39 protein-coding genes and 2 pseudogenes are annotated in these 23,644 nt (G+C 41.4%); 1 reads left to right on the forward strand and 40 read right to left on the reverse strand.

The window, feature by feature from the left end; translation table 11 throughout:
* The 5 genes and pseudogenes from K6V43_RS11675 to K6V43_RS09490 form a co-directional block, all read right to left on the reverse strand.
* A pseudogene (locus K6V43_RS11675) lies at positions 1-106 on the reverse strand (IS66 family transposase); the annotation flags it as partial.
* A gap of 102 nt (positions 107-208) precedes the next feature.
* A pseudogene (locus K6V43_RS09475) lies at positions 209-953 on the reverse strand (IS66 family transposase); the annotation flags it as partial.
* Positions 907-1,113: an IS66 family transposase gene (locus tag K6V43_RS09480; RefSeq protein ID WP_024404280.1), complete on the reverse strand. Its 207-nt coding sequence runs from the start codon at positions 1,111-1,113 to the stop codon at positions 907-909. The pseudogene K6V43_RS09475 and the gene K6V43_RS09480, both read right to left, overlap by 47 nt.
* 53 nt (positions 1,114-1,166) lie before the next feature.
* Positions 1,167-1,517 (reverse strand): IS66 family insertion sequence element accessory protein TnpB, encoded by a 351-nt coding sequence (tnpB, locus tag K6V43_RS09485; protein WP_105126078.1) that lies wholly within the window; start codon positions 1,515-1,517, stop codon positions 1,167-1,169.
* Positions 1,498-1,683, reverse strand: a complete 186-nt coding sequence (locus K6V43_RS09490) for a hypothetical protein (RefSeq protein WP_172018797.1) — start codon at positions 1,681-1,683, stop codon at positions 1,498-1,500. The genes tnpB and K6V43_RS09490 overlap by 20 nt, the downstream gene beginning before the upstream one ends.
* Positions 1,684-1,731: 48 nt before the next feature.
* On the opposite strand from K6V43_RS09490, the gene K6V43_RS11610 reads away from it, so the two are divergent.
* Entirely contained in the window at positions 1,732-1,860 is a 129-nt protein-coding gene (locus K6V43_RS11610) for a hypothetical protein (protein ID WP_261311821.1), read from the forward strand.
* Between the two features lie 132 nt (positions 1,861-1,992).
* Here K6V43_RS11610 and rplQ read toward each other — a convergent pair whose 3' ends face one another.
* From rplQ to nrdD, 35 genes are all read right to left on the reverse strand, one after another.
* On the reverse strand, positions 1,993-2,379 hold the full coding sequence (rplQ, locus tag K6V43_RS09495; protein WP_000331493.1) for a 50S ribosomal protein L17: 387 nt from the start codon (positions 2,377-2,379) through the stop codon (positions 1,993-1,995).
* Between the two features lie 14 nt (positions 2,380-2,393).
* Complete coding sequence (locus tag K6V43_RS09500; protein WP_222382862.1) at positions 2,394-3,332, reverse strand: DNA-directed RNA polymerase subunit alpha; 939 nt, start codon at positions 3,330-3,332, stop codon at positions 2,394-2,396.
* 44 nt (positions 3,333-3,376) lie between these two features.
* Positions 3,377-3,760, reverse strand: a complete 384-nt coding sequence (gene rpsK, locus K6V43_RS09505) for a 30S ribosomal protein S11 (protein WP_004195509.1) — start codon at positions 3,758-3,760, stop codon at positions 3,377-3,379.
* A gap of 17 nt (positions 3,761-3,777) precedes the next feature.
* Entirely contained in the window at positions 3,778-4,143 is a 366-nt protein-coding gene (gene rpsM, locus K6V43_RS09510) for a 30S ribosomal protein S13 (RefSeq protein WP_002936622.1), read from the reverse strand.
* Positions 4,144-4,162: 19 nt separating this feature from the next.
* Entirely contained in the window at positions 4,163-4,279 is a 117-nt protein-coding gene (gene rpmJ, locus K6V43_RS09515; RefSeq protein WP_001808836.1) for a 50S ribosomal protein L36, read from the reverse strand.
* A 24-nt stretch (positions 4,280-4,303) separates the two neighbouring features.
* Positions 4,304-4,522 (reverse strand): translation initiation factor IF-1, encoded by a 219-nt coding sequence (gene infA, locus K6V43_RS09520; RefSeq protein ID WP_002936627.1) that lies wholly within the window; start codon positions 4,520-4,522, stop codon positions 4,304-4,306.
* Between the two features lie 121 nt (positions 4,523-4,643).
* A complete protein-coding gene (locus K6V43_RS09525; protein ID WP_024391470.1) occupies positions 4,644-5,285 on the reverse strand; it encodes an adenylate kinase in 642 nt (213 codons plus the stop codon).
* Between the two features lie 93 nt (positions 5,286-5,378).
* Complete coding sequence (gene secY, locus K6V43_RS09530; RefSeq protein WP_024391471.1) at positions 5,379-6,689, reverse strand: preprotein translocase subunit SecY; 1,311 nt, start codon at positions 6,687-6,689, stop codon at positions 5,379-5,381.
* A 13-nt stretch (positions 6,690-6,702) separates the two neighbouring features.
* The gene (gene rplO / locus K6V43_RS09535) at positions 6,703-7,143 is read right to left on the reverse strand and encodes a 50S ribosomal protein L15 (protein WP_002936637.1); all 441 of its coding nucleotides are present in this window, start codon (positions 7,141-7,143) and stop codon (positions 6,703-6,705) included.
* A 128-nt stretch (positions 7,144-7,271) separates the two neighbouring features.
* Positions 7,272-7,454: a 50S ribosomal protein L30 gene (rpmD, locus tag K6V43_RS09540; protein WP_024383066.1), complete on the reverse strand. Its 183-nt coding sequence runs from the start codon at positions 7,452-7,454 to the stop codon at positions 7,272-7,274.
* Between the two features lie 14 nt (positions 7,455-7,468).
* Positions 7,469-7,963: a 30S ribosomal protein S5 gene (gene rpsE, locus K6V43_RS09545; protein WP_024391473.1), complete on the reverse strand. Its 495-nt coding sequence runs from the start codon at positions 7,961-7,963 to the stop codon at positions 7,469-7,471.
* 18 nt (positions 7,964-7,981) lie between these two features.
* Positions 7,982-8,338 carry a 50S ribosomal protein L18 gene (gene rplR / locus K6V43_RS09550; protein WP_002936641.1) on the reverse strand — a complete coding sequence of 119 codons (357 nt, stop codon included), beginning with the start codon at positions 8,336-8,338 and terminating at the stop codon, positions 7,982-7,984.
* A gap of 88 nt (positions 8,339-8,426) precedes the next feature.
* On the reverse strand, positions 8,427-8,963 hold the full coding sequence (rplF, locus tag K6V43_RS09555) for a 50S ribosomal protein L6 (protein ID WP_105126488.1): 537 nt from the start codon (positions 8,961-8,963) through the stop codon (positions 8,427-8,429).
* A gap of 403 nt (positions 8,964-9,366) precedes the next feature.
* Entirely contained in the window at positions 9,367-9,765 is a 399-nt protein-coding gene (rpsH, locus tag K6V43_RS09560) for a 30S ribosomal protein S8 (RefSeq protein ID WP_024391475.1), read from the reverse strand.
* 307 nt (positions 9,766-10,072) lie between these two features.
* Positions 10,073-10,258, reverse strand: a complete 186-nt coding sequence (locus K6V43_RS09565) for a type Z 30S ribosomal protein S14 (RefSeq protein WP_002936651.1) — start codon at positions 10,256-10,258, stop codon at positions 10,073-10,075.
* 14 nt (positions 10,259-10,272) lie between these two features.
* A complete protein-coding gene (gene rplE, locus K6V43_RS09570; RefSeq protein ID WP_018377731.1) occupies positions 10,273-10,815 on the reverse strand; it encodes a 50S ribosomal protein L5 in 543 nt (180 codons plus the stop codon).
* Positions 10,816-10,838: 23 nt separating this feature from the next.
* Complete coding sequence (gene rplX / locus K6V43_RS09575) at positions 10,839-11,144, reverse strand: 50S ribosomal protein L24 (protein WP_024391476.1); 306 nt, start codon at positions 11,142-11,144, stop codon at positions 10,839-10,841.
* A gap of 182 nt (positions 11,145-11,326) precedes the next feature.
* Positions 11,327-11,695, reverse strand: a complete 369-nt coding sequence (gene rplN, locus K6V43_RS09580) for a 50S ribosomal protein L14 (protein ID WP_002936658.1) — start codon at positions 11,693-11,695, stop codon at positions 11,327-11,329.
* A 24-nt stretch (positions 11,696-11,719) separates the two neighbouring features.
* Positions 11,720-11,980, reverse strand: a complete 261-nt coding sequence (gene rpsQ, locus K6V43_RS09585) for a 30S ribosomal protein S17 (RefSeq protein WP_000440801.1) — start codon at positions 11,978-11,980, stop codon at positions 11,720-11,722.
* Positions 11,981-12,003: 23 nt separating this feature from the next.
* Positions 12,004-12,210, reverse strand: a complete 207-nt coding sequence (gene rpmC, locus K6V43_RS09590; RefSeq protein ID WP_002936659.1) for a 50S ribosomal protein L29 — start codon at positions 12,208-12,210, stop codon at positions 12,004-12,006.
* A gap of 9 nt (positions 12,211-12,219) precedes the next feature.
* Positions 12,220-12,633 (reverse strand): 50S ribosomal protein L16, encoded by a 414-nt coding sequence (gene rplP / locus K6V43_RS09595; RefSeq protein WP_024391477.1) that lies wholly within the window; start codon positions 12,631-12,633, stop codon positions 12,220-12,222.
* A 3-nt stretch (positions 12,634-12,636) separates the two neighbouring features.
* On the reverse strand, positions 12,637-13,290 hold the full coding sequence (gene rpsC / locus K6V43_RS09600) for a 30S ribosomal protein S3 (RefSeq protein ID WP_024391478.1): 654 nt from the start codon (positions 13,288-13,290) through the stop codon (positions 12,637-12,639).
* A 12-nt stretch (positions 13,291-13,302) separates the two neighbouring features.
* The gene (gene rplV, locus K6V43_RS09605; RefSeq protein WP_023369052.1) at positions 13,303-13,647 is read right to left on the reverse strand and encodes a 50S ribosomal protein L22; all 345 of its coding nucleotides are present in this window, start codon (positions 13,645-13,647) and stop codon (positions 13,303-13,305) included.
* Between the two features lie 17 nt (positions 13,648-13,664).
* A complete protein-coding gene (gene rpsS, locus K6V43_RS09610; RefSeq protein ID WP_000533766.1) occupies positions 13,665-13,946 on the reverse strand; it encodes a 30S ribosomal protein S19 in 282 nt (93 codons plus the stop codon).
* 101 nt (positions 13,947-14,047) lie between these two features.
* Complete coding sequence (rplB, locus tag K6V43_RS09615) at positions 14,048-14,881, reverse strand: 50S ribosomal protein L2 (protein ID WP_024391479.1); 834 nt, start codon at positions 14,879-14,881, stop codon at positions 14,048-14,050.
* A 17-nt stretch (positions 14,882-14,898) separates the two neighbouring features.
* Entirely contained in the window at positions 14,899-15,198 is a 300-nt protein-coding gene (locus tag K6V43_RS09620) for a 50S ribosomal protein L23 (protein ID WP_024379978.1), read from the reverse strand.
* The gene (rplD, locus tag K6V43_RS09625) at positions 15,198-15,821 is read right to left on the reverse strand and encodes a 50S ribosomal protein L4 (protein ID WP_004195490.1); all 624 of its coding nucleotides are present in this window, start codon (positions 15,819-15,821) and stop codon (positions 15,198-15,200) included. The genes K6V43_RS09620 and rplD overlap by 1 nt, the downstream gene beginning before the upstream one ends.
* Positions 15,822-15,845: 24 nt before the next feature.
* The gene (gene rplC / locus K6V43_RS09630; RefSeq protein WP_011921686.1) at positions 15,846-16,472 is read right to left on the reverse strand and encodes a 50S ribosomal protein L3; all 627 of its coding nucleotides are present in this window, start codon (positions 16,470-16,472) and stop codon (positions 15,846-15,848) included.
* 211 nt (positions 16,473-16,683) lie between these two features.
* Positions 16,684-16,992, reverse strand: a complete 309-nt coding sequence (gene rpsJ, locus K6V43_RS09635) for a 30S ribosomal protein S10 (protein WP_024391481.1) — start codon at positions 16,990-16,992, stop codon at positions 16,684-16,686.
* A gap of 428 nt (positions 16,993-17,420) precedes the next feature.
* A complete protein-coding gene (gene nrdG / locus K6V43_RS09640) occupies positions 17,421-17,978 on the reverse strand; it encodes an anaerobic ribonucleoside-triphosphate reductase activating protein (RefSeq protein WP_222382864.1) in 558 nt (185 codons plus the stop codon).
* A gap of 156 nt (positions 17,979-18,134) precedes the next feature.
* Positions 18,135-18,653, reverse strand: coding sequence for a GNAT family N-acetyltransferase (locus K6V43_RS09645; protein ID WP_222382866.1), 519 nt, complete (start codon positions 18,651-18,653; stop codon positions 18,135-18,137).
* Positions 18,601-19,566, reverse strand: coding sequence for a Gfo/Idh/MocA family protein (locus K6V43_RS09650; protein ID WP_222382868.1), 966 nt, complete (start codon positions 19,564-19,566; stop codon positions 18,601-18,603). The genes K6V43_RS09645 and K6V43_RS09650 overlap by 53 nt, the downstream gene beginning before the upstream one ends.
* 12 nt (positions 19,567-19,578) lie before the next feature.
* On the reverse strand, positions 19,579-20,916 hold the full coding sequence (locus tag K6V43_RS09655; RefSeq protein ID WP_222382870.1) for a bifunctional metallophosphatase/5'-nucleotidase: 1,338 nt from the start codon (positions 20,914-20,916) through the stop codon (positions 19,579-19,581).
* A 2-nt stretch (positions 20,917-20,918) separates the two neighbouring features.
* Positions 20,919-21,053 (reverse strand): hypothetical protein, encoded by a 135-nt coding sequence (locus K6V43_RS11615; protein ID WP_032512061.1) that lies wholly within the window; start codon positions 21,051-21,053, stop codon positions 20,919-20,921.
* A 98-nt stretch (positions 21,054-21,151) separates the two neighbouring features.
* Positions 21,152-23,323, reverse strand: a complete 2,172-nt coding sequence (gene nrdD, locus K6V43_RS09660; protein WP_222382872.1) for an anaerobic ribonucleoside-triphosphate reductase — start codon at positions 23,321-23,323, stop codon at positions 21,152-21,154.
* Positions 23,324-23,644: the final 321 nt, after the last annotated feature.

The following is a 23,644-nucleotide window of genomic DNA, read 5'->3' on the forward strand; positions in this document are numbered from 1 at the left end:
CTAAAGAAGTCTTGTCTGTCTTCTTAGGAGTCGCTTCAAAGAACTTTCGTCTAACATGAGCCCAACAGCCAACCAGCTGAGCCTTGTCTAACTGACGATAAGCACTCAAGCGGTTCGCAGTTACCCAAGCTTAGCGTCGCGTCGCTCCTAAACCTTGGACTGCTATCGCATAGGCAGAACTAAAGGACTAAAGTCCTAAGTTACTGCCGTAACATGTCACAATGTACGTAGCCCGCATAATTTCCAAGAAATTTCTCCACAACTATGCCACTCCGTCGTTTGTCATGATGATAGAGGGTAATTCCCTTTTTCTCATGTTTCCCAGACAAGAAGGTCCAGTAGAAGGTTAACTCACTATCATTTTCTAAGACCTTGTAGGAGGTCTCATCCGCATGGAGAATAGGCTGCTCCAACAATTTCTCGTGCAACAGGTCATAAATCGGTTCGAAATAATACTGACTAGACTTGATGTGCCAGTTGGCTATTTCCTTCCGACTGATGGGCAGACCAAGCTTGTGCCAGTCCTCTTCCTGACGGTAATTAGGCACCTTAAGATTGAACTTCTGATGAATAGTATGGGCGATGATAGAAGCTGAACCCAAGCTGTGTGCCAAAGGTGCCTTAGGAACTGGAGCCTTGATAATCTTATCGCTCAGATTCTTCTGACTACATGCCTGACACTTGTATGCGTGTTGAACATGGTCAATCCGCTTTAATTGTGCAGGAATGAAGACTAACTCTTGTCGTTGAACAGTTGAGCCAATCTCTTTCAACTGTCCATGACAGTCTGGACAAGTGCAATCTTCACCCTGCAATTCGTGATGCACAATTTCTGGAGTGAACTGACTAAAAATAGCCTGACGAACTCCCTTAGCTTTCTTACGTTTATAAGTAATTGTTTCTGTTTCAACTGGGTAAGTCAGCTTCTTCTTCAGGCAGGCTTTCCTCCCCAAACAAGCTCAGCTGACCGGGTTGATACACTACCTTCTCTGATGATTTTCCGTAGAGTTTCTGTCTCAGATACTCAACCTGTTCACGAAGGAGGGTCAACTCGTTGGTAAGTTGTTCAATCGTTGAGGTCTGTTGTTTAATAATTGTCAATAACTCATCCATGCGATCGAGCCTCCTTCTTTTTATCTCATTATACACAAAGAAAAGCCATGATTTCAATAGAAATCACGACTTTTTGAATCATTTATTTTTGGACTGATAGAAAATCCTTTCATGAGCCAGTCCACCTGCTCGGAAGTTAGCGCCTTGACCTCTTCTTCATTGTTTGGCCAGGTCAATTTCCCATTTTCAAAACGTTTATACAATAACCAAAATCCCTGTCCATCCCAATAAAGAGCTTTGAATCTGTCTTTTCGACCTCCGCAGAAGAGATAGACCTGACCGGAGAAGGGATCCAGATTGAATTGACTTTTGACAAGGTAGGCGAGAGAATCGATCCCTTGACGCATATCTGTTTTCCCGCAAACCAAATAGACTTGACCTAAATCACTGAGTCGGATGGTCATAGAACAGTACCTTATCCAAGATTGTTTCCAATATCTCTTGGTTGATAGAGTGAAAGAAAGTGAGTTCTACTTTTTCGAGACGAATCTTCATCAGGATCTCATTTCTGCTTTTCTTTTCAGAGCGTCGCAATTTGGGAACAGTCAATGGGACGATGGGTTGTGACATAAAAAATCCTCCAGTTTTTTAATTACAGTATACTGGAGGAGTGAATGATTGGATAGGTACCTTGTTATGGGGCGCTTACGAACAAAAAAAGAACGCTATGCTTTCTTCATCCTAATTGACATTGAGCCCCATAGTTTTAAAGAAAAAACGCCTGCTTACGAAATTATTCTATCTTAGAGTAATTTCGTAAACAAGCGTCCAATCAACATGATGAGTGTTACCGCTGAGACAAGCTCAGCGGTAGACCAGAGCTAGACTAAGAATCAGAATAGGATTCCATCATCATAACACTCAACAAAATTGATGATCTTATACAAGTTCGATAATTGCCATTGGTGCAGCATCACCACGACGTGGTTCAGTTTTGAGGATACGAGTATATCCACCATTACGTTCTGCATAACGAGGTGCAATTTCAGAGAACAATTTTTGAAGTGCAGTTGTAGAAGTATACTTATCTGTTGCTTCATCATAGTTTTCAGATGCAATTTCATTACGAACAAATGCAGCAGCTTGACGACGAGCGTGCAAGTCACCACGTTTACCAAGTGTGATCATTTTTTCAACTGTTTTACGGATTTCTTTAGCACGAGCTTCAGTTGTAACGATTGATTCGTTGATCAAAAGGTCAGTTGTCAAATCGCGCAACATTGCTTTACGTTGTGAGCTAGTGCGTCCTAGTTTACGGTATGCCATGATTTCCTCCTATATTATTTATCTTTTTTCATTCCTAGACCAAGATCTGCCAATTTAACTTTGACTTCTTCAAGACTCTTACGGCCAAGATTGCGCACTTTCATCATTTCTGGTTCAGTCTTCTCTGTCAAATCAAATACAGTGTTGATACCTGCACGTTTAAGACAGTTATATGAGCGAACAGAAAGGTCCAATTCCTCAATCGTACGATCAAGCATGCGATCATCCGATGCAGTCTCTGTTTCTTTCATCACTTCTGCTGATTTTGCAACTTCAGTCAAATCTGTAAATAGACCAAGGTGTTCCATCAAAATACGTGCAGAAAGACCTAGAGCATCTTCTGGAATAATAGTACCATTAGTATTGATTTCAAGTGTTAATTTGTCAAAACCATCGTTGCTACCAACACGGGCTGGTTCAACTTGATAATTGACTTTTTTTACTGGCGTATAGATAGAATCTACAGCAAGTGTACCTACTGGCGCGTCATCTTTTTTATTACCTTCTGCAGGGACATAACCACGACCTGAATTGACTGTCAAAATCGCTTTAAATGTCTTACCTTCAGCAATGGTAAATAGATAATGGTCAGGGTTTACAATTTCAATGTCACTATCTGTAAGAATGTCACCTGCTGTCACTTCAGCTGGACCTACTACATCAAGTTCAATTTTCTTTTCGTCTTCGACATAAGATTTTACAGCAATGCCTTTGATGTTAAGAATGATTTGCATAACATCTTCACGGACACCCGGAACTGTGTCGAATTCGTGGAGTACACCATCAATTTTAATAGATGTAATTGCAGCACCTGGGAGTGATGCAAGAAGTACACGACGAAGAGAGTTACCAAGAGTTGTACCGTAACCACGTTCTAATGGCTCGATAACAAATCTGCCGTAATCTTTATTTTCATCAATTTTTGTTATTGTTGGTTTTTCAAACTCAATCATTTCTTACTCCCTCTTAAACGAAAAGCTGTGTATGGTATGTATGATTATACACGGCGACGTTTTGGAGGACGAGCACCATTGTGTGGTACAGGAGTCACATCACGAATTGCTGTTACTTCAAGACCAGCGGCAGCAAGAGCGCGGATAGCAGACTCACGACCTGAACCTGGGCCTTTAACGGTAACTTCAACTGTTTTTAGACCGTGTTCTTGTGCAGATTTAGCAGCTGCTTCTGAAGCCATTTGGGCTGCGAATGGTGTAGATTTACGTGAACCTTTAAAACCAAGAGCACCAGCTGATGACCAAGCAATAGCGTTACCATGCACATCAGTAATCATAACAATAGTGTTATTAAATGTAGCGTGAATATGTGCAATACCAGATTCGATATTCTTTTTCACACGACGTTTACGTGTTGGTTTAGCCAATTTTTCTACCTCCTATATTATTTTTTCTTACCTGCAATCGCAACGGCTTTACCTTTACGAGTACGAGCATTGTTTTTAGTGTTTTGTCCACGGACAGGAAGTCCACGACGGTGACGGATTCCACGGTATGAACCGATTTCCATCAAACGTTTAATGTTCAAGTTAACTTCACGACGGAGGTCACCTTCAACTTTGATTGCATCAACTTCACGACGAATAGCATCTTCTTGATCTGATGTCAAATCTTTCACGCGTACATCTTCTGAAATACCTGCAGCTGCAAGAATTTTTTTAGATGTTGCAAGACCGATACCATAAACATAAGTCAATGAAATAACTACACGTTTGTCATTTGGAATGTCAACTCCAGCAATACGAGCCATGTTTTCTCCTTTCTATTTCTTAACCTTGACGTTGCTTGTGTTTAGGGTTTGCTGGGCAAATCACCATAACACGACCATTACGACGAATAACTTTGCAGTATTCGCAAATTGGTTTGACCGATGGTCTTACTTTCATGTTTAATCCCTCCAAGTATTTCGACTATTTAAAGCGGTATGTGATACGTCCACGTGTCAAGTCGTAAGGACTAAGCTCAACAGTTACGCGGTCACCGACCAAAATACGAATGTAGTTTTTACGGATTTTACCAGAAACAGTTGCAAGGACTTGGTGTCCGTTTTCCAACTCAACAGTAAACATAGCATTTGGCATTGTATCGACTACTTTGCCTTCAATTTCAATCACATCTTCTTTTGCCATGCAAAAGTAACCCCTCTCTAAATATCGATTTGATGTCCTCTGAACACAGAGGTAACAATTATAAGTCAGACTAGGCTATTTTATCATCTTTGCAAGAAAAATGCAAGCCAAATCCATTAGATTATTGCAATTTTGATAATACAGTATCAATTGCTTGGAAAACAAGTTCGATGTCTTGATCGCCTTCAATATCATGAACCAAACCTTTTGCACGATAATGGTCGATAATCGGCTGACCTTGGGCAATGTTTACTTCTAAACGGCGCTTAACAGACTCTGGTTTATCATCTTCACGTTGATAAAAATCTTCTTCCTTATAGTCTCCAACAGGTGGGTTGAATACTTTATGGAACGTTTCCCCAGTTTCTTTATGGATGATACGTCCACTGAGACGTTCTACAAGTTTAGATGGATCAATTTCAATATTGATGACTCCCTGCAGCTCAATACCTAACTCATCTAGGTTTGTATCAAGCGCATGTGCTTGTTCAATTGTTCGTGGGTATCCATCTAATAAGAAACCTTTTTCTTTGATATCATTCTGAGCTAAACGCTCTTTCACAATACCATTTGTAACCTCATCAGGCACAAGATCGCCTTTGTCAATATATGACTTGGCTAATTTGCCCATTTCAGTTTGATTAGCCATTGCTGCACGAAACATGTCGCCAGTTGAAATGTGAGCAACATTAAATTTCTCAACAATCTTAGCTGCTTGTGTTCCTTTACCAGCACCTGGTAAACCCATAATTAAAAGATTCATGACAAACTCCTTATTTTGTTTTCACATAAATTTGCCAATATTGACAAACTTATCTAAAAACAAAATAGAAGGTTGACGAGGTCAACCTGTATTCTATTCTGTAATTTCTAAGAAACCTACATATTTTCTCTTAAGAAGGTAGCCTTCCAATTGCTTGATTCCTTCAATACTTGTAGAGATAACAATAATCAAACTTGTACCTAGGAATGCAATGTTTGAAGAAAGTCCAAAGAGATTTTGTGCAATAATCGGCAACAAAGCAACAAAACTCAAGAATAAAGCACCAACTGTTGCCAATCTTGTTAGAAGCTTAGACAGATATTGCTCAGTCCCGTTACCAGGTCGAACCCCATGGATATATGCTGCGCTCTTTTGAAGGCTTTCAGCAGTTTTTTCTGGGTTGACTTGAACAAAGGTATAGAAGAATGTGAATACAATAATCAATCCAGCATATACCAGCATTCCTTTTACCGTTGAATAATCAAAATATTCTTGTACAGTCAATAACCAACCTGCACTCTGATTCTGACTTGCAAAGTATTGAATAAGAGATGTAGGTACTGCTGTAATTGAACCAGCAAAAATCACGGGAATAACACCTGCTGGATTTAATTTCAATGGTAAGTAAGAACTAGATGGTGCTCCTTGAGCTCTTTTTGTATATTGGATTGGCAATTTGTATTCTGCTTGTTGTACAAATGTCGTGAAGTAAACGACTAGTAAAATTAATACAACCAAGATTGCTACAAAGATAGCTGATTCTCCCAATCGACTAGATTCAATATTGACAAAACGATCAATATAAATCTCGTGAAACGTTCCTGGTAGGGAAGATATAATCCCTGCGAAGATAATCATGGACGTACCATTTCCATACCCTTTTTCTGTAATCTGCTCACCCAACCAAGTTACAATGACTGAACCAGTTGTCAAAATAGAACCGATTAAAAGGTACGTTTGCCAATTCAAAGGCATATTTGTCAGTTGTGCACCCGAAAGCGCATTAAAACCTGCAGTAATACCAATAGATTGGACAAAAGCTAATCCCAAAGAGATATAACGTGTTGCTTGATTCAGTTTGCGACGGCCCACTTCACCTTGCTTACCCCATTCAACAAATTTTGGAAGGATATCCATTTGTAAAAGTTGAACAATAATCGAAGCAGTGATATATGGACTAACCCCTAGTGCAAAAACTGAAAAATTACGCATTGCGTTTCCTGAAACCAAGCTCAACATATTTAAAAACGGTACATTTGAGAGGGCTTCAAGACTCTTGGCGTTAATACCTGGAACTGTAATGTGAGTTCCAACCCGGAAGACAAAAAGGATGAAGATAGTGAACAATATTTTGTTACGTACTAATCTAACCTTTACGGCATCTTTTAAAAGTTTAAAAAACATAGGCTGCCACCTCTTAGATGACTTCTACTGAGCCACCTTTAGAAGTGATCGCTTCTTCAGCTGATTTAGAGAATTTAGCAGCTTTAACTGTCAATTTCTTCGTTAATTCACCGTTACCAAGAATTTTAATTCCTGATTTTTCAGCTTTAACGATTCCAGCTTCGATAAGCACAACTGGTGTTACTTCTGCACCATCTTCAAAAGCGTTCAATTGATCAAGGTTAACGATTGCGTACTCTTTAGCGTTGATATTTGTAAATCCACGTTTTGGAAGACGACGGAACAATGGAGTTTGTCCACCTTCAAAACCTGGGCGAACACCGCCACCGCTACGAGCTTTTTGACCTTTTTGACCACGGCCAGATGTTTTACCGTTACCTGATGATGTACCACGACCTACACGGTTGCGGACTTTACGAGAACCTGTAGCAGGTTGTAATTCATGAAGTTTCATTATTATTTCTCCTCTTTTATATGCTAGCGCCTGTGAAGTACAAGAGTCTTCATTCACAAACTCGCCTTATGTAAAAATGGACTAGAAGTCGCAAAGATTCTTCTATGCGACTTAGCCTATTTGTATGATTACTTAACTTCTTCAACAGTTACCAAGTGAGAGATAGCATTTACCATTCCAAGAATAGCTGCGTTATCTTCCTTAACAACTGAAGAGTTCAATTTACCAAGTCCAAGTGCAACAACTGTTTTACGTTGCTCTGGTTTGCGACCGATTGGAGACTTAGTCAAAGTAATTTTAATTTGAGCCATGAGTATCTCCTTTCTTATGCTAAATCAGAAACTGAGATGCCACGAAGTGCAGCCACTTCTTCAGCACGTTTCAATTGTTTCAAACCTTCAACAGTTGCACGAACGATGTTGATTGGTGTGTTTGAACCAAGTGACTTAGAAGTCACATCTGCGATACCTGCCAATTCGATTACGGCACGAGTTGCACCACCGGCAGCAACCCCAGAACCTTCAGCAGCAGGTTTCAACAATACACGAGCTCCGCCAAATTCTGAACGAACTTCGTGAGGGATTGTTGTACCAACCATTGGTACTTCAATCATGTTTTTCTTAGCAGATTCAACTGCTTTACGGATAGCTTCTGGTACTTCTTGAGCTTTACCAGTACCGAAACCTACGCGACCGTTACGGTCACCAACAACCACAAGAGCTGCGAAACGAAGACGACGTCCACCTTTAACAACTTTTGTAACACGGTTGATGGCTACTACGCGTTCTTCAATTTCAACTGCGTTATCTTTGAATGCCATTTCTTAGTGTCCTCCCTATTAGAATTTCAATCCGTTTTCACGAGCTGATTCAGCCAAAGCTTTCACACGTCCGTGATAGAGATATCCACCGCGGTCAAAGACCACTTCAGAAATACCTTTAGCTACCGCGCGTTCAGCAACGAGTTTACCTACAACAACAGCTTGTTCTGTCTTAGTACCTTTTGAAACTTCTTTATCAAGAGTAGAAGCGCTTGCGAGCGTTACACCCGCTACGTCATCAATCACTTGAGCGTAGATGCCTGTATTAGAACGGAAAATGTTCAAACGTGGGCGAGCAGCAGTTCCAGAGATTTTACCGCGAACGCGACGATGGCGTTTTTGGCGGATTTTGTTTTTATCTGGTTTTGAAATCACAATATTCACCTCTTAATGTATGATTCTGTTTCTCACGAAACAATTTGAGAAATAGTCAGCCAGGTGGCTAAGCCACCTCAGCAAGCTATTATTTACCTGTTTTACCTTCTTTACGGCGAACGAATTCACCAACGTAACGAATACCTTTACCTTTGTATGGCTCAGGAGCGCGAAGGCTACGGATATAAGCTGCTGTTTGACCAACAACTTCTTTGTTGATACCAGACACGACGATTTGTGTTGGTGTTGGAACTTCAAATGTAATACCTTCTGGTGCAACCACTTCATCTGGATGTGATTTACCAACAGCAAGTGTCAATTTGTTACCAGCCAATTGAGCACGGTAACCGACACCACGCATTTCAAGTTCTTTTTTGAAGCCTTCAGAAACACCAACAACCATGTTGTTGAGGTTGGCACGGCTAGTACCGTGAATAGTCTTCATTTCTTTTGAATCGTTTGGACGGTGAAGAGTTACTTCTGTACCTTCCACACGAATTTCAATAGCAGTTGGGAATTCACGAGTCAATTCCCCTTTAGGTCCTTTTACAGTTACCACACCGTTGTCTTGAGTAAGCTCAACACCAGCAGGCAATGTAATTACTTTATTACCAATACGTGACATGTTTTTTATTTCTCCTGTTAAATTATCAAGCCGTCAAGCGACTAGTTTTCACGGGGGCTCATGATACAGAGGGCGTAAAGAAGTCAAAGTAAAAATAGGAATCCTGACGCAGAAGCCTAAGCTTCGAGGAAGGATTGTCTTTTTTACACAGACTTTAGCCCGTGTTCGAATGAGCAGGTTTCATGATCGCACTTGAGAAGCAATCATGCTGTTTGGTTTCATGATACCTTCAAATCAGATTGTTAGATTTGAACACGCACGAAGAACTGGTCCTCCCGCATTTGTATCATGCATGCTTTTAGGTTCCAATTTCTAAATGTGGCAAGGCAGAGCGACGCATACCATACTTGAGTATGTCAAGACACTCTAACACAGGCACATGACGAAATTGGAAGCTAAAAGATTACCAAACGTATGCGACAACCTCGCCACCAACGTTCTTTTGACGAGCTTCTTTGTCAGTCAAAAGACCTTCTGATGTTGAGATGATTGCAATACCAAGTCCGTTAAGAACTTTAGGAATATCTTCACGTTTTGAGTAAACACGAAGACCTGGTTTTGAAACGCGTTTCAAGTTAGTGATAACTTTTTCACCGTTTGGTCCGTATTTCAAGAATACGCGGATGATGCCTTGTTTGTCATCTTCGATGAATTCAACGTTTTTTACAAAACCTTCGTTTTTAAGGATTGTAGCAATACCTTTTTTGATGTTTGATGCAGGTACTTCAAGCACTTCGTGTTTTGCTTGGTTAGCATTACGAATACGTGTCAAAAAATCTGCAATTGGGTCAGTCATAACCATTTGTTGTTTCTCCTCTTACTAGCAGTTTGATTACATCACTTACTAGTTAATTCATGATACAAAGGGCGCTAAAAGCCAAAGTGAAAATAGAAAACTTGACGAAGAAACCTCGTTTCTAGGAAAGTTTGTCTTTTTCACACAGGCTTTCGCCCGTGTTCAAATTGACAAGCAAACTTTGTATCGGGTTTGTCTATACAATTGAGTTCGAGCTACAACCTTAGCAAAGAAGATAGATTTTCCTAGAAGTAAACTTCATCGTCAAATCTCCTATCTTTGCGTTGGTTGCTAAACGCTCTCACATCTTATCTTACCAAGAAGCTTTCGTTACGCCCGGAATTTGTCCAAGGTAAGCCAAGTCGCGGAAGCATACACGGCAAAGTTTGAATTTGCGGTAAACTGAGTGTGGACGTCCACATTTTTCACAGCGTGTGTAAGCTTGAGTTGAGAACTTAGCTGGGCGTTTGTTCTTAGCGATCATTGATTTTTTAGCCATTTATTCTCTCCCTCTTATTTTGCAAACGGCATACCAAGGCCAGTAAGCAATGCACGTGATTCTTCGTCAGTGTTAGCAGTTGTAACGATAACGATATCCAAACCGCGAGTTTTATCAACATCGTCGAAGTTGATTTCTGGGAAGATCAATTGTTCTTTCACACCAAGTGTGTAGTTACCACGTCCGTCGAATGACTTAGTTGGTACTCCGTGGAAGTCACGTACACGTGGAAGTGAAACTGTAACCAATTTATCCAAGAATTCATACATACGTTCGCCACGAAGAGTTACTTTCGCACCGATTGCAACACCCTCACGAAGACGGAAGCCGGCGATTGATTTCTTAGCTTTAGTGATAAGTGGTTTTTGACCTGAGATCAAAGCCAACTCTTGAGCAGCTTTTTCAAGGTTTTTAGCGTTAGAAACAGCGTCACCAACACCCATGTTCAAAACGATCTTATCAACTTTTGGCACAGCCATAACTGAAGAATAGTTAAATTGTTCAGTCAAAGCAGGAACTACTTCATTAAGATATTTTTCTTTTAAACGATTTGCCATTATACTTCTCCTTTCCTTCGTGATTAATCAAGCACTTCGCCTGATTTTTTATTGTAGCGAACTTTTTTGCCGTCTACAAATTTGTAACCAACGCGTCCAGCAACACCATTTTTGTCAAGAACTTGAACGTTTGACACATGGATTGGAGCTTCTTTTTCAACGATTGCACCTTGAGGGTTTTCGTTGTTTGGTTTTTGGTGTTTCTTAACGATGTTAACACCTTCAACAATCACTTTGTTAACTTTTGGAAGTGCTGTTACGACAACTGCTTCAACGCCTTTGTCTTTACCAGCGATTACGCGAACTTTATCGCCTTTTTTTACAAACATTTGATTTCTCCTATAATTTCTTACGCCCTAATGGGCACCCTGGTTAGTTTGTTAACCAGGGGACTTAGTTTGTTTTCTAGTTTACTAAATCCGTCACAGACTTCGCTAGTTTGTTTTGATGTACCCAAGTACTATCTACAACAAACTGCCTAGTCTGTAACAAATTTCCTAAAACCATCTGATTAAAGTACTTCTGGTGCCAATGAAACGATTTTCATGAAACCGCCGTCACGCAATTCGCGTGCCACTGGGCCAAAGATACGAGTTCCGCGAGGGTTTTTGTCTTCACGGATGATAACTGCAGCATTCTCATCGAATTTGATGTATGAACCATCAGCACGACGAGCACCTGTCTTAGTACGAACGATAACGGCTTTAACAACGTCACCTTTTTTAACCGCACCACCAGGAGTAGCTTGTTTTACTGAAGCAACGATGATGTCGCCGATGTTCGCGAATTTACGTCCTGAACCACCAAGAACTTTGATTGTCAAGATTTCACGTGCGCCACTGTTGTCAGCAACTTTCAAACGAGTTTCTGTTTGAATCATGTCAATTTTCTCCTTTCAGGTTGATTAAATGATAACTGCCTCTTCCACAACTTCTACAAGACGGAAACGTTTTGTAGCTGAAAGTGGGCGAGTTTCCATGATACGAACGATATCGCCTTCTTTAGCAACATTGTTTTCATCATGAGCTTTGTACTTTTTAGAGTAGTTAATACGTTTACCATAGACTGGGTGGTTACGTTTAGTTTCAACTACAACTGTGATTGTTTTGTCCATTTTGTCAGATACTACGCGTCCAACAAGAACTTTACGATTATTGCGTTCCATTGAAATTCTCCTTTCCCAATCTATTATTTAGTTTCAGATTGCACAGTTTTGATACGTGCAATTTGTTTCTTCACTTCGTTCAAACGAGCAGTTTGCTCAAGTTGACCAGCAGCAGCTTGGAAACGAAGTTCGAAGAGTTCTTTCTTCAATTCGTTTTCTTTCTTAGCAAGTTCTTCTTGAGAAAGGCCACGAAGTTCTTTTACAAAATCTTTAATTTCTTGAAGTTTCATGTCTTCTCCTTATTCTGCTTCACGTTTTACGAATTTAACTTTAACTGGCAATTTGTGACCAGCAAGGCGGAATGCTTCGCGTGCGACTTCTTCAGAAACGCCAGCAACTTCAAACATAACCTTACCGCGTTTAACTGGAGCTACCCAACCTTCAGGAGCACCTTTACCAGAACCCATACGTACACCGATAGCTTTAGCAGTGTATGATTTGTGTGGGAAGATTTTAATCCAAACTTTACCACCACGTTTCATGTAACGCGTCATAGCGATACGGGCAGCTTCGATTTGGCGGTTTGTAATCCATGAGCTAGTAGTTGCTTGAAGACCGTATTGACCAAAGTCTACTTGTTTTCCACCTTTAGCTTCACCGCGCATTTTTCCACGGAATTCACGACGGTGTTTTACACGTTTAGGTACTAACATTTGTTATTTACCTCCTTTAGTGTTTTTACGAGCTGGAAGAACTTCTCCACGGTAAATCCAAACTTTAACACCTAGTTTACCGTAAGTTGTCAAAGCTTCTTCCCAAGCATAGTCGATATCCGCACGAAGTGTATGAAGAGGAACTGTTCCTTCTGAGTAGCCTTCTGCACGGGCAATATCAGCACCGTTCAAACGACCAGAAACTTGTGTTTTGATACCTTTTGCACCAGCGCGCATTGTGCGTTGGATAGCTTGTTTTTGAGCACGGCGGAAAGCCACACGTTGCTCCAATTGACGAGCAATTGACTCACCAACAAGGTGTGCATCCAAATCAGGTTGTTTGATTTCGATGATGTTGATGTGTACTTGTTTACCAGTCAATTTGTTCAATTGAGCACGAAGCGCATCAACGTTGCTACCAGCTTTACCGATAACCATACCTGGTTTTGCAGTGTGGATAGAAACGATTACTTTGTTTACAGCGCGTTCGATTTCGATTGTTGATGTTGACGCATCAGCCAATTCTTTTTTGATAAAGTTGCGGATTGCAAGATCTTCATGAAGGTAATCCGCGTATTCTTTTTCAGCATACCATTTAGCATCCCAATCACGGATGATGCCAACACGCATACCAATTGGATGTACTTTTTGACCCACGTTTTTACCTCCTTATTTCTCTGCCACAACTACAGTGATGTGAGCTGTGCGTTTGTTGATTGGTGAAGCTGAACCTTTCGCACGTGGACGGAAACGTTTCAACGTTGGTCCTTCGTTTGCGAATGCTTCGCTGACTACCAAGTTAGCTTTTTCCAAACCAAAGTTGTTTTCAGCATTAGCGATTGCTGAGTTTAAAACTCCCTCAATAATGCTTGCAGCTTTGTTTGGTGTGAATTTCAAGATTGCGATTGCGTCTGCTACGCTTTTGCCACGGATGTTATCCAAGACAAGACGTGATTTACGAGGTGAAACACGTACTGTGCGAGCAGTTGCTTTAGCTGAAGTAATTTCTGCCATTGTGTTTTCCTCCTAAATTATTTACGACGAGTTTTCTTGTCGTCAGCAGCATGACCTTTGTAAGTACGAGTTGGTGCGAATTCACCAAGTTTGTGACCTACCATGTCTTCTTGAATGTATACAGGTACGTGTTTACGACCATCGTAAACTGCAATTGTATAACCGATGAAACTTGGGAAAATCGTTGAACGACGTGACCAAGTTTTAATTACTTTTTTCTTTTCGTCATTTGCTTGAGCTTCGACTTTTTTCATCAAATGCTCATCGACGAAAGGTCCTTTTTTAAGACTGCGTCCCATTTTAGTGTTTTCTCCTTTAAAATATGTACCACAGCGGCTTGCCCGCAATGCGGGCTACCGAGTTGGCGGATGATATAGCATGCTAAGCAACTAAGTCTAGATTACTTTTGGTTGCGACGACGAACGATAAGTTTGTCTGATTTAGCTTTCTTGTTACGAGTTTTCAAACCAAGAGCTGGTTTACCCCATGGAGTAGATGGTGCTTTACGACCAACTGGTGCTTTACCTTCACCACCACCGTGTGGGTGATCGTTAGGGTTCATTACAGAACCGCGAACTGTTGGACGGATACCTTTCCAACGGCTACGACCTGCTTTACCAAGGTTTACGAGGCCATGTTGTTCGTTACCTACAGTACCAACAGTAGCACGGCAAGTACCAAGGATCATACGAACTTCACCTGATTGAAGGCGAACAAGAACGTATTTACCTTCTTGACCAAGAACCTGTGCAGATGCACCAGCAGCACGAACCAACTCACCACCGCGACCTGGTTTCAACTCGATGTTGTGAACAACAGTACCGACTGGGATGTTTGCAAGTGGAAGTGCATTACCAACTTTGATATCCGCTTCTGGACCTGAAACGATGCGTTGACCCACTTCAAGACCTTTAGGAGCGATGATATATGCTTTCACACCGTCTGTGTAGTGTACAAGAGCGATGTTTGCTGAACGGTTTGGATCGTATTCAATTGTTTTAACAACTGCTTCAACGCCATCTTTGTTACGTTTGAAGTCTACCAAACGGTAGAAACGTTTGTGACCGCCACCTTGGTGACGAACAGTGATGCGACCATTGTTGTTACGACCAGCTTTGTTTTTCAATGCAACAAGCAAGCTTTTTTCTGGAGTGCTTGTTGTGATTTCAGCGAAGTCCAAAGAAGTCATGTTACGACGGCCATTTGTCGTTGGTTTATAAACTTTAATACCCACGTTAATTCCTCCTTTGATTATTCAGCGTCAGCTGTAGCGAACAATTCGATCGCTTTTGAATCAGCAGTCAATGTGATGATTGCTTTTTTCACTTTGTTTGTGCGACCTACATAACGACCTACGCGTTTTGTTTTAGGTTTCACGTTGATTGTGTTAACATTTGCAACTTTAACACCTTCAAATGCAGCTTCAACAGCTTGTTTGATCAAGAGTTTGTGTGCACGAGTGTCAACTTCAAATACATACTTGCCTGCTTCGAGTTGGCCCATTGAGCTTTCTGTGATGACAGGTTTTTTGATAACATCATACAAATTCATTATGCAAGAACCTCCTCAATTTTAGAGATAGCTGCTTGAGTTACAAGAAGTTTGTCTGCATTTGCGATGTCAAGTACGCTTGCAGTAGTTGCAGTTGCAACTTTCACTCCTGGGATGTTACGAGCAGAAAGAGCTGCGAATTCGTTGCCTTCTTCAAGAATAACAAGGACTTTAGAATCAATGCTCAATGCTGCAAGCACTTTTGCAAATTCAGCAGTTTTTGGAGCTGTGAATTCAAGTGAGTTAACAGCTACAAATTTGTTTTCAGCAACTTTTTCTGAGTAAACAGATTTAAGTGCCAAGCGACGAACTTTTTGTGGAAGTTTGTACGCATATGAACGTGGAGTTGGTCCGAAGACTACGCCACCGCCACGCCATTGTGGTGAACGGATAGAACCTTGACGAGCACGTCCAGTTCCTTTTTGACGCCATGGTTTGCGTCCGCCACCTGAAACTGCTGAGCGGTTTTTAACTGCGTGAGTACCTTGACGAAGGCTAGCACGTTGGCTGATGATCACATCAAATACAACTGCTTGGTTTGGCTCGATACCAAAGATCGCATCGTTAAGAACTACTTCACCAGCTTGTTTACCAGTTTGGTCAAATAATGTTACGTTTGCCATTTCGACTGATTTCCCCTTTCCTTATTATTTACCAGCTTTAACTGCTGATTTGATAGTGATAAGAGATTTCTTAGCACCTGGTACGTTACCTTTGATAAGGATAACGTTCTTTTCTGGAACAACTTGTACAACTTCAAGGTTTTGGATTGTTACACGGTTGCCACCCATGCGACCTGCAAGGTTTTTACCTTTGAATACACGGTTAGGTGCAACAGGACCCATAGAACCTGGACGACGGTGGTAACGAGAACCGTGAGCCATAGGACCACGTGATTGACCATGGCGTTTGATAACACCTTGGAAACCTTTACCTTTAGATGTACCAGTTACATCAACAACATCACCAGCTGCGAAAGTTTCAACTGTAATTTCTTGTCCAACTTCCAAGCCTTCAATGTTTTTGAATTCACGAATGAAGCGCTTAGGAGCTGTGTTAGCTTTAGCTACATGGCCTTTGGCAGGTTTGTTGCTCAATACTTCACGTTTGTCATCAAAACCAACTTGAACTGCCGCATAACCGTCAGTTTCAACTGTTTTCACTTGAAGAACAACGTTTGGAGTTGCTTCGATGACAGTAACAGGGATAAATTCACCAGATTCAGTGAAGATTTGAGTCATTCCCACTTTTTTCCCTAAGATTCCTTTTGTCATGAGAAAAATATTCCTTTTCTTATTTTATAGTTAAAAAGTTTTTAACGAGCGTTTTTCATGCTCAAATCAAGATACAAAGAGCATCAAACTCAAAGCGAAAACAGGAAAATCCAACGACTCAACGAGTCTAGGCGATTTTATCTTTTTCACACGGAGTTTAGCCCGTGTTCAATTACTAAATGAACACTTGCTTTTTCGCCTCGCGACTTGATTACAATTTAATTTCAACGTTCACACCACTTGGAAGATCCAATTTCATCAACGCATCAACTGTTTTTTGAGTTGGGTTAATGATATCTACCAAACGTTTGTGTGTACGCATTTCGAACTGCTCACGAGAGTCTTTATACTTGTGAGTCGCACGGATGATTGTGTAGAGGCTACGTTCTGTTGGAAGTGGAACTGGACCTGCTACTTGAGCACCTGTACGTGTTGCAGTTTCAACGATTTTTGCAGCTGCTGTATCAAGTGTACGGTGTTCGTACGCTTTCAAGCGGATGCGGATTTTTTTGTTTGCCATCTTTTTCTCCTTTTCGTCTATTTAGAATAATAGGCTAGCTCCACAAGAAAACCAACACGTGTTGCGTGGCAATGCAACCGAGCGTGTCGCAACCTCTTGCATCAAAGCTATAGCCGTAAATTTTTACGGCACTAGAACAGTTTACCAAATTATCGGAAACAATGCAAGAAGTTTTGCTTTTTATTTTTTAAAAAATATTTTTGAAAGTTCTGGTGTTGAAAGTTCTGGTTGAAAGTTCTGTATCAGGCAACAATGAAATAAAGACTTGTTGACGAACTCTTTTTGACCTAATCGAATTCTTTCCCACTTCCATTTTGTACCTTACTTCAAAATTGAAATTCTGATGACTTTCTCTTCTGGTGTTTTTTTACTACTCCAAGACCTTTTTTTGACTAAAGTCTACTATTTTATATTCGAATAAACCTGCATTAGTTTTTCAATCCTTTCCAAAGAACTACTTTATCTTTTTTTAAGGACTGTTGAACATCAACAATCCGTTGGTTGGATGAACCACGAAACTGCAGCATAAGATTGCGTTTGGTTCGATCATACCGGCCATCTACTAGGATATCCAAATACGAGAGCAACTCCAGCTTGTCTGGAGTTTCCAGCATCAATTCTTCCCATGTGTAGCCTGTCCAAGACCAAATATCCTTTTCGGGTAATTCTTTCCGAATGCGCTTGACCAAGGGTAAGACCGTACCGGTATTGAGAAAGGGTTCTCCTCCAAGAAGGGTCAATCCCTGTACGTAGGGCTGAGATAAGTCATCTATAATGCGGTCTTCGAGTTCTTGGGTGTAGGGAATGCCAGCCTTAAAAGACCAGGTTGCAACATTGTAGCAGCCTTCGCAATGGAACATGCATCCGCTGACGTATAGGGAACAGCGAACGCCTTCACCATCCACAAAGTTAAAAGCCTTATAGTCGATAATGCGTCCTTGACTGAGTTCCTCACTTTTCCATTCTTGTGGTTTGGGATTGTTCATATCTGATACCTTGAGCAAGTGTAAAGGAAATCCATCCTCTGTAGGATAAACGAATGTCTGATGGTATTCCCCATACGGTTGCTTCGGTCAGCTCGAGCCTTGGTGCCCGAACCGACTTTTATTCCTTTCCAATTTTGCTTCTGAGGCTTTCCTTTCTTACTTCCCCTCAATCCAATAGCGTTCTGTCCCTTCGCGGATATCTTCTAAAACGCCTCCGCAGGCTAGAATCGTTCTGCGACTGGCTTCGTTTTCTTGTGAGCAGGTCACTAGAATGCGGGAAATGTTTTTGGAAATAGCTTCCTGAAGACCTTGATGTAGTTGCTTCTTGGCAAAGCCTTTCCCCCGTTGGCTAGGGCGGATAGAATAACCAATATGGCCTCCCTTGTTGAGCAGGAAGTCATTGAGTCGCAGACGTAGATTGAGAAAACCGACAGCTTGGCCCCCTTCATCAAATGAAACATACTGGATATAAGGGACAAAGCCCTCTGGCAAGTCCAGGCCAGCCTCAGCTAATTGTAATTTCTCTAACCAATTTTCATACTCTTCACCCATCTGGTAGAAGCCACCATCCATGGCACTTTCTGCCTGCTTAAACTCAGCAATCATTTCTAAAATCGTAGTTTTATCCGACAGTGTCGGACGTCTCAAGATTAATTTCGGTTGGGATATTGACATGTAATTCTCCTGTCTGGTGCTCAACATGTGCGATTTGATGGCAAATCCAGTGGCTCAACAAACTGGATGTAGGACTGACTGGATTTTGCTTGGTAACCAAGGCATCTAAAAAGGCATCCACCATGCTTTCAAACCCTCGTTTATACAAGGTGCTATCCCAAGACCCAAAACTTTCTAGTATTTCCTGACTGGCCGTATATATGCGCAATTCTTCTAAGTTTTTTACCTGATAAGTAGCCTGAGGCGTCTGTACCTCCATGATCTCTCTACGGCCACCTGCTTGAAGATTCATTGAGGCAAGGACTGAAGTTTGCTTGCTGTGTAAGGTAACCAAAACCTGACTAAGCTGCCCATTTTCAAGATGATAACTATACGTAGCCGAAAGTGGCTGGTCATCCAGCAAGTAAAGGGCTGTATCCAAGGGATGAATAAAAAGGTCAAATAGTTTGAACGTTCGACTTCCCACGTCATTGACTTCGTTCTTCTCTACAACAATTCTTCGCTTATCGGGCTTGCTTTTTAGATTTTGAATGGTGGGTGCGAAGCGACGGTTAAAACCTGCCATCAGCAAAACACCCTTGGATTGGGCTAATTGATAAAGGGTTGCGGTGTGGTAAACATCCTCTGTCAATGGTTTGTCCATATAGACTGGGATTCCTTTTTCCAAGAACAGCTCTGCTATTTCCATATGGGCCTTTGTGGCAACATGGATCATGACCCCGTCTAAATCAAGGTTAACCAACTCTTGAACAGTGGTGTAGGTTTGGCTGTGAGGCAAACTAGTCGCGATCTTGGTGAGAACTGATTGGTTGCGGGTAAATAGATGCCACTCAATTCCCGATAGCGTTCGCAAATATGGCAGATAGGCTTTTTGAAAAATACCACCCAGGCCAACAATTCCAATCTTTTTCATGAAAATTTCCTCTTAATTTCCAAATTTTTCTTCTAAGAAATTGCTTAGAATATCCACATCTAGTCCTAAGTCACGAATGATGGTAGCTTTGTGAAATTCATCATAGTTATCCTTACCCGACCAAACAAAAGAGTTGGTCACAATCTGATAGTTCTTGGCTGGCTCAACTGCTCTGCCATTGATACAGAAGCGACTTCCTCGACGTTGAATCCCATGTACTTGCGGATGAAGGCCTGTCGTAAGACTAGAAATCAAGTCCTCCCCCCGTATGCTGACTAGCAGCACGCGCTTCGAAAAGGGTAAAACCTTGACGACATCACTATAGTAAACAGGGCCTGCACTTAGGGAGGTTCGGATACCAAAACCATTGATAACTGCCCCGTCTGGATGATAGCCGAAAGAAACAGCCTGTTCAAATAGGGCTTGCGTAATAAGAGGGGCTAACGTTGATCGACCGTGACGAATACTGTCCCTTTCTCCATCTAAGGGGGCTGGGAGCTGAGCAATGGGATGTGCAAAGCGTGCATTGCGTTCTGCTTGCATCTGATCAATCACTCTTCGAATCTCTTCGTCTTCGGTTTTTTGTTTATCAATCTCCACCAAGTCATAAGACAAGACCTTGTGACTACCATCCGCATAGCATCTAAGGAGTAGATTGCCAAGAAAACGCCCATACTGTCCAGCTTGAAAAATACTGACATTTCCAACCTGACTCGGTGCTGATAAAATCGTATGGGTATGACCCCCGAAAATAAGATTCAACTGAGGAAATTCCCTCGCCAGTCGGAGGTCCTCTTCATAACCCAAGTGACTAAGTAAAACAATATGTGCATCTTCCGCCATCTCTGCCAAAGCCCTTCTCAAGGCCTGTTTGTGGTCTTCAAACACCACTTTATCCGATGGAGAGGCGACTTCTTCTGTCTCTAGGGTCGTTAAACCAAGAACGTAGAGAGGCTGACCAGCTATATCGAAAACCAACTTATCTTCAATTGGTACCAATTCCTCAGCCTCATGTGGATTGCGATAGGTAATATTGGTAGAAACAATGGGGAATTTGGCATAGTCATTCAAACGACTAAGCAACTCATCTCCGTGGTCAAATTCATGGTTGCCCAAGGTCATAGCCTGACAACCAATTCTATTCATTAATTCGATTTCCTTCACACCCCGGTACATATTGAAGAAAATATTTCCAGAGAAGAGGTCGCCGCTGTCAAATACGAAGGTGGGTACACCTCTTTTCTCATTGCTTTCTCGAATGTCCTTAATCAGTTGCGCCTTTTTTGGAAAATTCTCCATATAGGAATGCATGTCATTGGTATGAAGTATGCTGATGTCCTTATAATCCATGACTATTTCTTCTTATTTCTAGCTTGCTTTAACAATTCTTGGACTCGAGACTTCTTGTCCTGCTTCACGTTAGAATTTTTCTCATGATAGCGCTCAACAAGTGCCTTACCCTTATCGTCTAGTTGATATTTTCCCATTCTTTTCACCTCATTTTCATTTTCGAACCTGTGTTCATTTATAACAAACTTCCACAGCTACTTGGAACTGTGGAAGTCCTATCTTGTTTATTTATGATTTACAAACTTGACCCGTTCATATGTTTCACACGCGCTGAAATTTCCTTGTGACGACCTTTTACCATCGGACGGGCTTGTGGATTGCCTAGATATCCACAAGTTCGTTTAACAACATCCACCGACTTAGGATCGCTATTTCCACAATTTGGACACTTGAAACCACGCTCTGTTGGTTCAAAATCACCTTCAAAATCGCAGGCGTAACAATGGTCAATCGGAGTATTGGTTCCCAAGTAACCTACACGGTCATAGGCATAGTCCCAAACAGCTTCCAAGGCCTTTGGATTTTGTTGCAGCACAGGATATTCACAGTAATGGATAAAGCCACCGCTGGCACCTACAGCAGGATAAATTTTCTCAAAGTCCAGTTTTTCAAATGGTGTTGGATTTTTGCGTACATCATAATGGAAACTGTTAGTGTAATATTCTTTATCCGTAATGTCCTTAACGATGCCAAATTTCTCTGTATCCATACGGCAGAAGCGGTCTGTCAGGCTTTCAGATGGTGTCGAATAAACTGAGAAATGATAACCATATTCATCCGACCAATCTTCAACCAAGGTTTTCATTTTCTTGATAATATCCACCGTGAAATCTTTTGCCTCTGGGTTGGTCTCCCATTCGCCACCGTAAAATACTGTTGCGACTTCATACAAACCAATGTAGCCCAAAGATACGGTTGCTCGACGATTTTTAAAGACTTCATCTACTGCGTCTGTCTTAGCCAAGCGTTTGCCGAATGCCCCATATTGATAGAGAATTGGAGCATTTGCTGGTGTTGCCTCTTTCACTCTTTCCACACGATAGACCAGAGCATCTTTGGCAATGGCCATGCGTTCTGCAAAGATTTCCCAGAACTTATCCTTATCTCCTGCAGACTCCATGGCAATTCGTGGCAAGTTGACGGTTACGACACCGAGGTTCATACGACCAGATGTCACATCCTGCCCATTTTCATCCTTCCAACCTTGAAGGAAAGAGCGGCAGCCCATTGGCACCTTGAAGGAACCTGTCAACTCAACAATCTTGTCATAAGAAAGCATATCTGGATACATACGCTTGGTCGCACATTCAATCGCCAATTGCTTGATGTCATAGTTTGGAGAATCTGGCTCCAAGTTCAATCCACGCTTAACGGTGAAAATCAACTTAGGAAAGATAGCTGTCCGCCCTTCGCGCCCCAGACCCTTGATACGAATGTTCAAAATCGCTTTTTGAATTTCTCTCTCAAACCATGATGTCCCTAACCCAAAACCGAGTGAGGTAAAGGGTGTTTGTCCATTGGAAGTAAAAAGAGTGTTGATTTCATACTCCAAAGACTGCATAGCGTCATAGATGTCTTTTTGCGTTTTAGCACGCGCATATTCTTCTTGCTTGTCTGCTAACACCCAATCCTTGGCGTCTTTCAAATGCTTTTGGTAATTGAGTTCCGCATAAGGCGCCAAAACTTCATCGATACGGTCAGCTGAGCAACCACCATATTGACTAGAAGCCACATTGGCAATGATTTGTGAAATCTGAGCCGTAGCTGTTTGGATAGACTTCGGACTTTCTACATCCGCATTTCCTATCTTGAAGCCTTGTGCCAACATACCTTTGAAATCAATCAAACAACAGTTAGTCATAGGTGTATAAGGGCTGTAATCCAAGTCGTGGTAGTGGATGTCGCCTTTTTGATGGGCGTTGGCCACGTGAGCTGGCAATAATTTGAGACCGATTGACTTGCCGACAATTCCTGCTGTCAAGTCACGTTGGGTATTGAACACATCCGCGTCTTTATTAGCATTTTCATTAACAACGGTTTGATCCTTGCTCAATAATTTATGGATCTCAAAATTGATATCGGTAGCCTGATGACGGCGAAAATCACGACGTGTTCGGTATTGAATATAAAGCTCCGCCAAATCATACAAATGAGCTTTTAACAATTCTTGCTCAACAACCGTTTGAATTTCGTAAATTTGAACATCTTTCTCATATCGGCGACCAATTTCAGCCAAAACAGCTTCTAATACTATTTTCAAACCTGCTTCTGAAACAGGATGTTCTAATTCTTGGTTTGCCCGCCGAAGAGCCGAAAAAATCTTATCCTGTTCAAAGGATACTTTCCGTCCATCACGCTTTAATACCAACAACTCTATGCTTGGCAAGACATTTTCTTGTACTTTCATCTGACAAACCTCCAAATATTTCACTCCTTATAGTGTAGCACTTCACAAAACAAAAATCAATATCTTGTGTAATAAAATATTAAACAACCTATCCATGCACTATATATAGAACTCACAAATTCTATCAATTGGAAAACAACTGTGTCCAATTTCACCATTTGACAAGGATGAATTACTAGATTGAAACAGGAAAACAGATTGAGGCAAAGGTCTAATACTCAGTTAAAATCAAAAATAGCGGAAGTCCAATCTCTATGTACAATTGATTTGAGTTGATAAGAAGTTAAGGTTTGAATAACCTCTTCAAGTTTATCGATTACC

This window comes from Streptococcus suis (assembly GCF_019794615.1).
Classification (GTDB): Bacteria; Bacillota; Bacilli; order Lactobacillales; family Streptococcaceae; genus Streptococcus; species Streptococcus suis_AI.

Excerpts from the sequence above, each read along its gene's own strand:
- K6V43_RS09480 (WP_024404280.1), bottom strand. The coding sequence starts at position 1,113 with ATGGATGAGTTATTGACAATTATTAAACAACAGACCTCAACGATTGAA.
- tnpB (WP_105126078.1), bottom strand. The coding sequence starts at position 1,517 with ATGACCATCCGACTCAGTGATTTAGGTCAAGTCTATTTGGTTTGCGGG.
- K6V43_RS09490 (WP_172018797.1), bottom strand. The coding sequence starts at position 1,683 with ATGTCACAACCCATCGTCCCATTGACTGTTCCCAAATTGCGACGCTCT.
- rplQ (WP_000331493.1), bottom strand. The coding sequence starts at position 2,379 with ATGGCATACCGTAAACTAGGACGCACTAGCTCACAACGTAAAGCAATG.
- K6V43_RS09500 (WP_222382862.1), bottom strand. The coding sequence starts at position 3,332 with ATGATTGAGTTTGAAAAACCAACAATAACAAAAATTGATGAAAATAAA.
- rpsM (WP_002936622.1), bottom strand. The coding sequence starts at position 4,143 with ATGGCTCGTATTGCTGGAGTTGACATTCCAAATGACAAACGTGTAGTT.
- rpmJ (WP_001808836.1), bottom strand. The coding sequence starts at position 4,279 with ATGAAAGTAAGACCATCGGTCAAACCAATTTGCGAATACTGCAAAGTT.
- infA (WP_002936627.1), bottom strand. The coding sequence starts at position 4,522 with ATGGCAAAAGAAGATGTGATTGAAATTGAAGGCAAAGTAGTCGATACA.
- K6V43_RS09525 (WP_024391470.1), bottom strand. The coding sequence starts at position 5,285 with ATGAATCTTTTAATTATGGGTTTACCAGGTGCTGGTAAAGGAACACAA.
- secY (WP_024391471.1), bottom strand. The coding sequence starts at position 6,689 with ATGTTTTTTAAACTTTTAAAAGATGCCGTAAAGGTTAGATTAGTACGT.
- rplO (WP_002936637.1), bottom strand. The coding sequence starts at position 7,143 with ATGAAACTTCATGAATTACAACCTGCTACAGGTTCTCGTAAAGTCCGC.
- rpmD (WP_024383066.1), bottom strand. The coding sequence starts at position 7,454 with ATGGCTCAAATTAAAATTACTTTGACTAAGTCTCCAATCGGTCGCAAA.
- rpsE (WP_024391473.1), bottom strand. The coding sequence starts at position 7,963 with ATGGCATTCAAAGATAACGCAGTTGAAATTGAAGAACGCGTAGTAGCC.
- rplF (WP_105126488.1), bottom strand. The coding sequence starts at position 8,963 with ATGTCACGTATTGGTAATAAAGTAATTACATTGCCTGCTGGTGTTGAG.
- rpsH (WP_024391475.1), bottom strand. The coding sequence starts at position 9,765 with ATGGTTATGACTGACCCAATTGCAGATTTTTTGACACGTATTCGTAAT.
- K6V43_RS09565 (WP_002936651.1), bottom strand. The coding sequence starts at position 10,258 with ATGGCTAAAAAATCAATGATCGCTAAGAACAAACGCCCAGCTAAGTTC.
- rplE (WP_018377731.1), bottom strand. The coding sequence starts at position 10,815 with ATGGCAAATCGTTTAAAAGAAAAATATCTTAATGAAGTAGTTCCTGCT.
- rplX (WP_024391476.1), bottom strand. The coding sequence starts at position 11,144 with ATGTTTGTAAAAAAAGGCGATAAAGTTCGCGTAATCGCTGGTAAAGAC.
- rplN (WP_002936658.1), bottom strand. The coding sequence starts at position 11,695 with ATGATTCAAACAGAAACTCGTTTGAAAGTTGCTGACAACAGTGGCGCA.
- rpsQ (WP_000440801.1), bottom strand. The coding sequence starts at position 11,980 with ATGGAACGCAATAATCGTAAAGTTCTTGTTGGACGCGTAGTATCTGAC.
- rpmC (WP_002936659.1), bottom strand. The coding sequence starts at position 12,210 with ATGAAACTTCAAGAAATTAAAGATTTTGTAAAAGAACTTCGTGGCCTT.
- rplP (WP_024391477.1), bottom strand. The coding sequence starts at position 12,633 with ATGTTAGTACCTAAACGTGTAAAACACCGTCGTGAATTCCGTGGAAAA.
- rplV (WP_023369052.1), bottom strand. The coding sequence starts at position 13,647 with ATGGCAGAAATTACTTCAGCTAAAGCAACTGCTCGCACAGTACGTGTT.
- rpsS (WP_000533766.1), bottom strand. The coding sequence starts at position 13,946 with ATGGGACGCAGTCTTAAAAAAGGACCTTTCGTCGATGAGCATTTGATG.
- K6V43_RS09620 (WP_024379978.1), bottom strand. The coding sequence starts at position 15,198 with ATGAATTTGTATGATGTTATCAAAAAACCTGTCATCACAGAAAGCTCA.
- rplD (WP_004195490.1), bottom strand. The coding sequence starts at position 15,821 with ATGGCAAACGTAACATTATTTGACCAAACTGGTAAACAAGCTGGTGAA.
- rplC (WP_011921686.1), bottom strand. The coding sequence starts at position 16,472 with ATGACAAAAGGAATCTTAGGGAAAAAAGTGGGAATGACTCAAATCTTC.
- rpsJ (WP_024391481.1), bottom strand. The coding sequence starts at position 16,992 with ATGGCAAACAAAAAAATCCGCATCCGCTTGAAAGCGTACGAACACCGT.
- nrdG (WP_222382864.1), bottom strand. The coding sequence starts at position 17,978 with ATGAACAATCCCAAACCACAAGAATGGAAAAGTGAGGAACTCAGTCAA.
- K6V43_RS09645 (WP_222382866.1), bottom strand. The coding sequence starts at position 18,653 with ATGTCAATATCCCAACCGAAATTAATCTTGAGACGTCCGACACTGTCG.
- K6V43_RS09650 (WP_222382868.1), bottom strand. The coding sequence starts at position 19,566 with ATGAAAAAGATTGGAATTGTTGGCCTGGGTGGTATTTTTCAAAAAGCC.
- K6V43_RS09655 (WP_222382870.1), bottom strand. The coding sequence starts at position 20,916 with ATGGATTATAAGGACATCAGCATACTTCATACCAATGACATGCATTCC.
- K6V43_RS11615 (WP_032512061.1), bottom strand. The coding sequence starts at position 21,053 with ATGGGAAAATATCAACTAGACGATAAGGGTAAGGCACTTGTTGAGCGC.
- nrdD (WP_222382872.1), bottom strand. The coding sequence starts at position 23,323 with ATGAAAGTACAAGAAAATGTCTTGCCAAGCATAGAGTTGTTGGTATTA.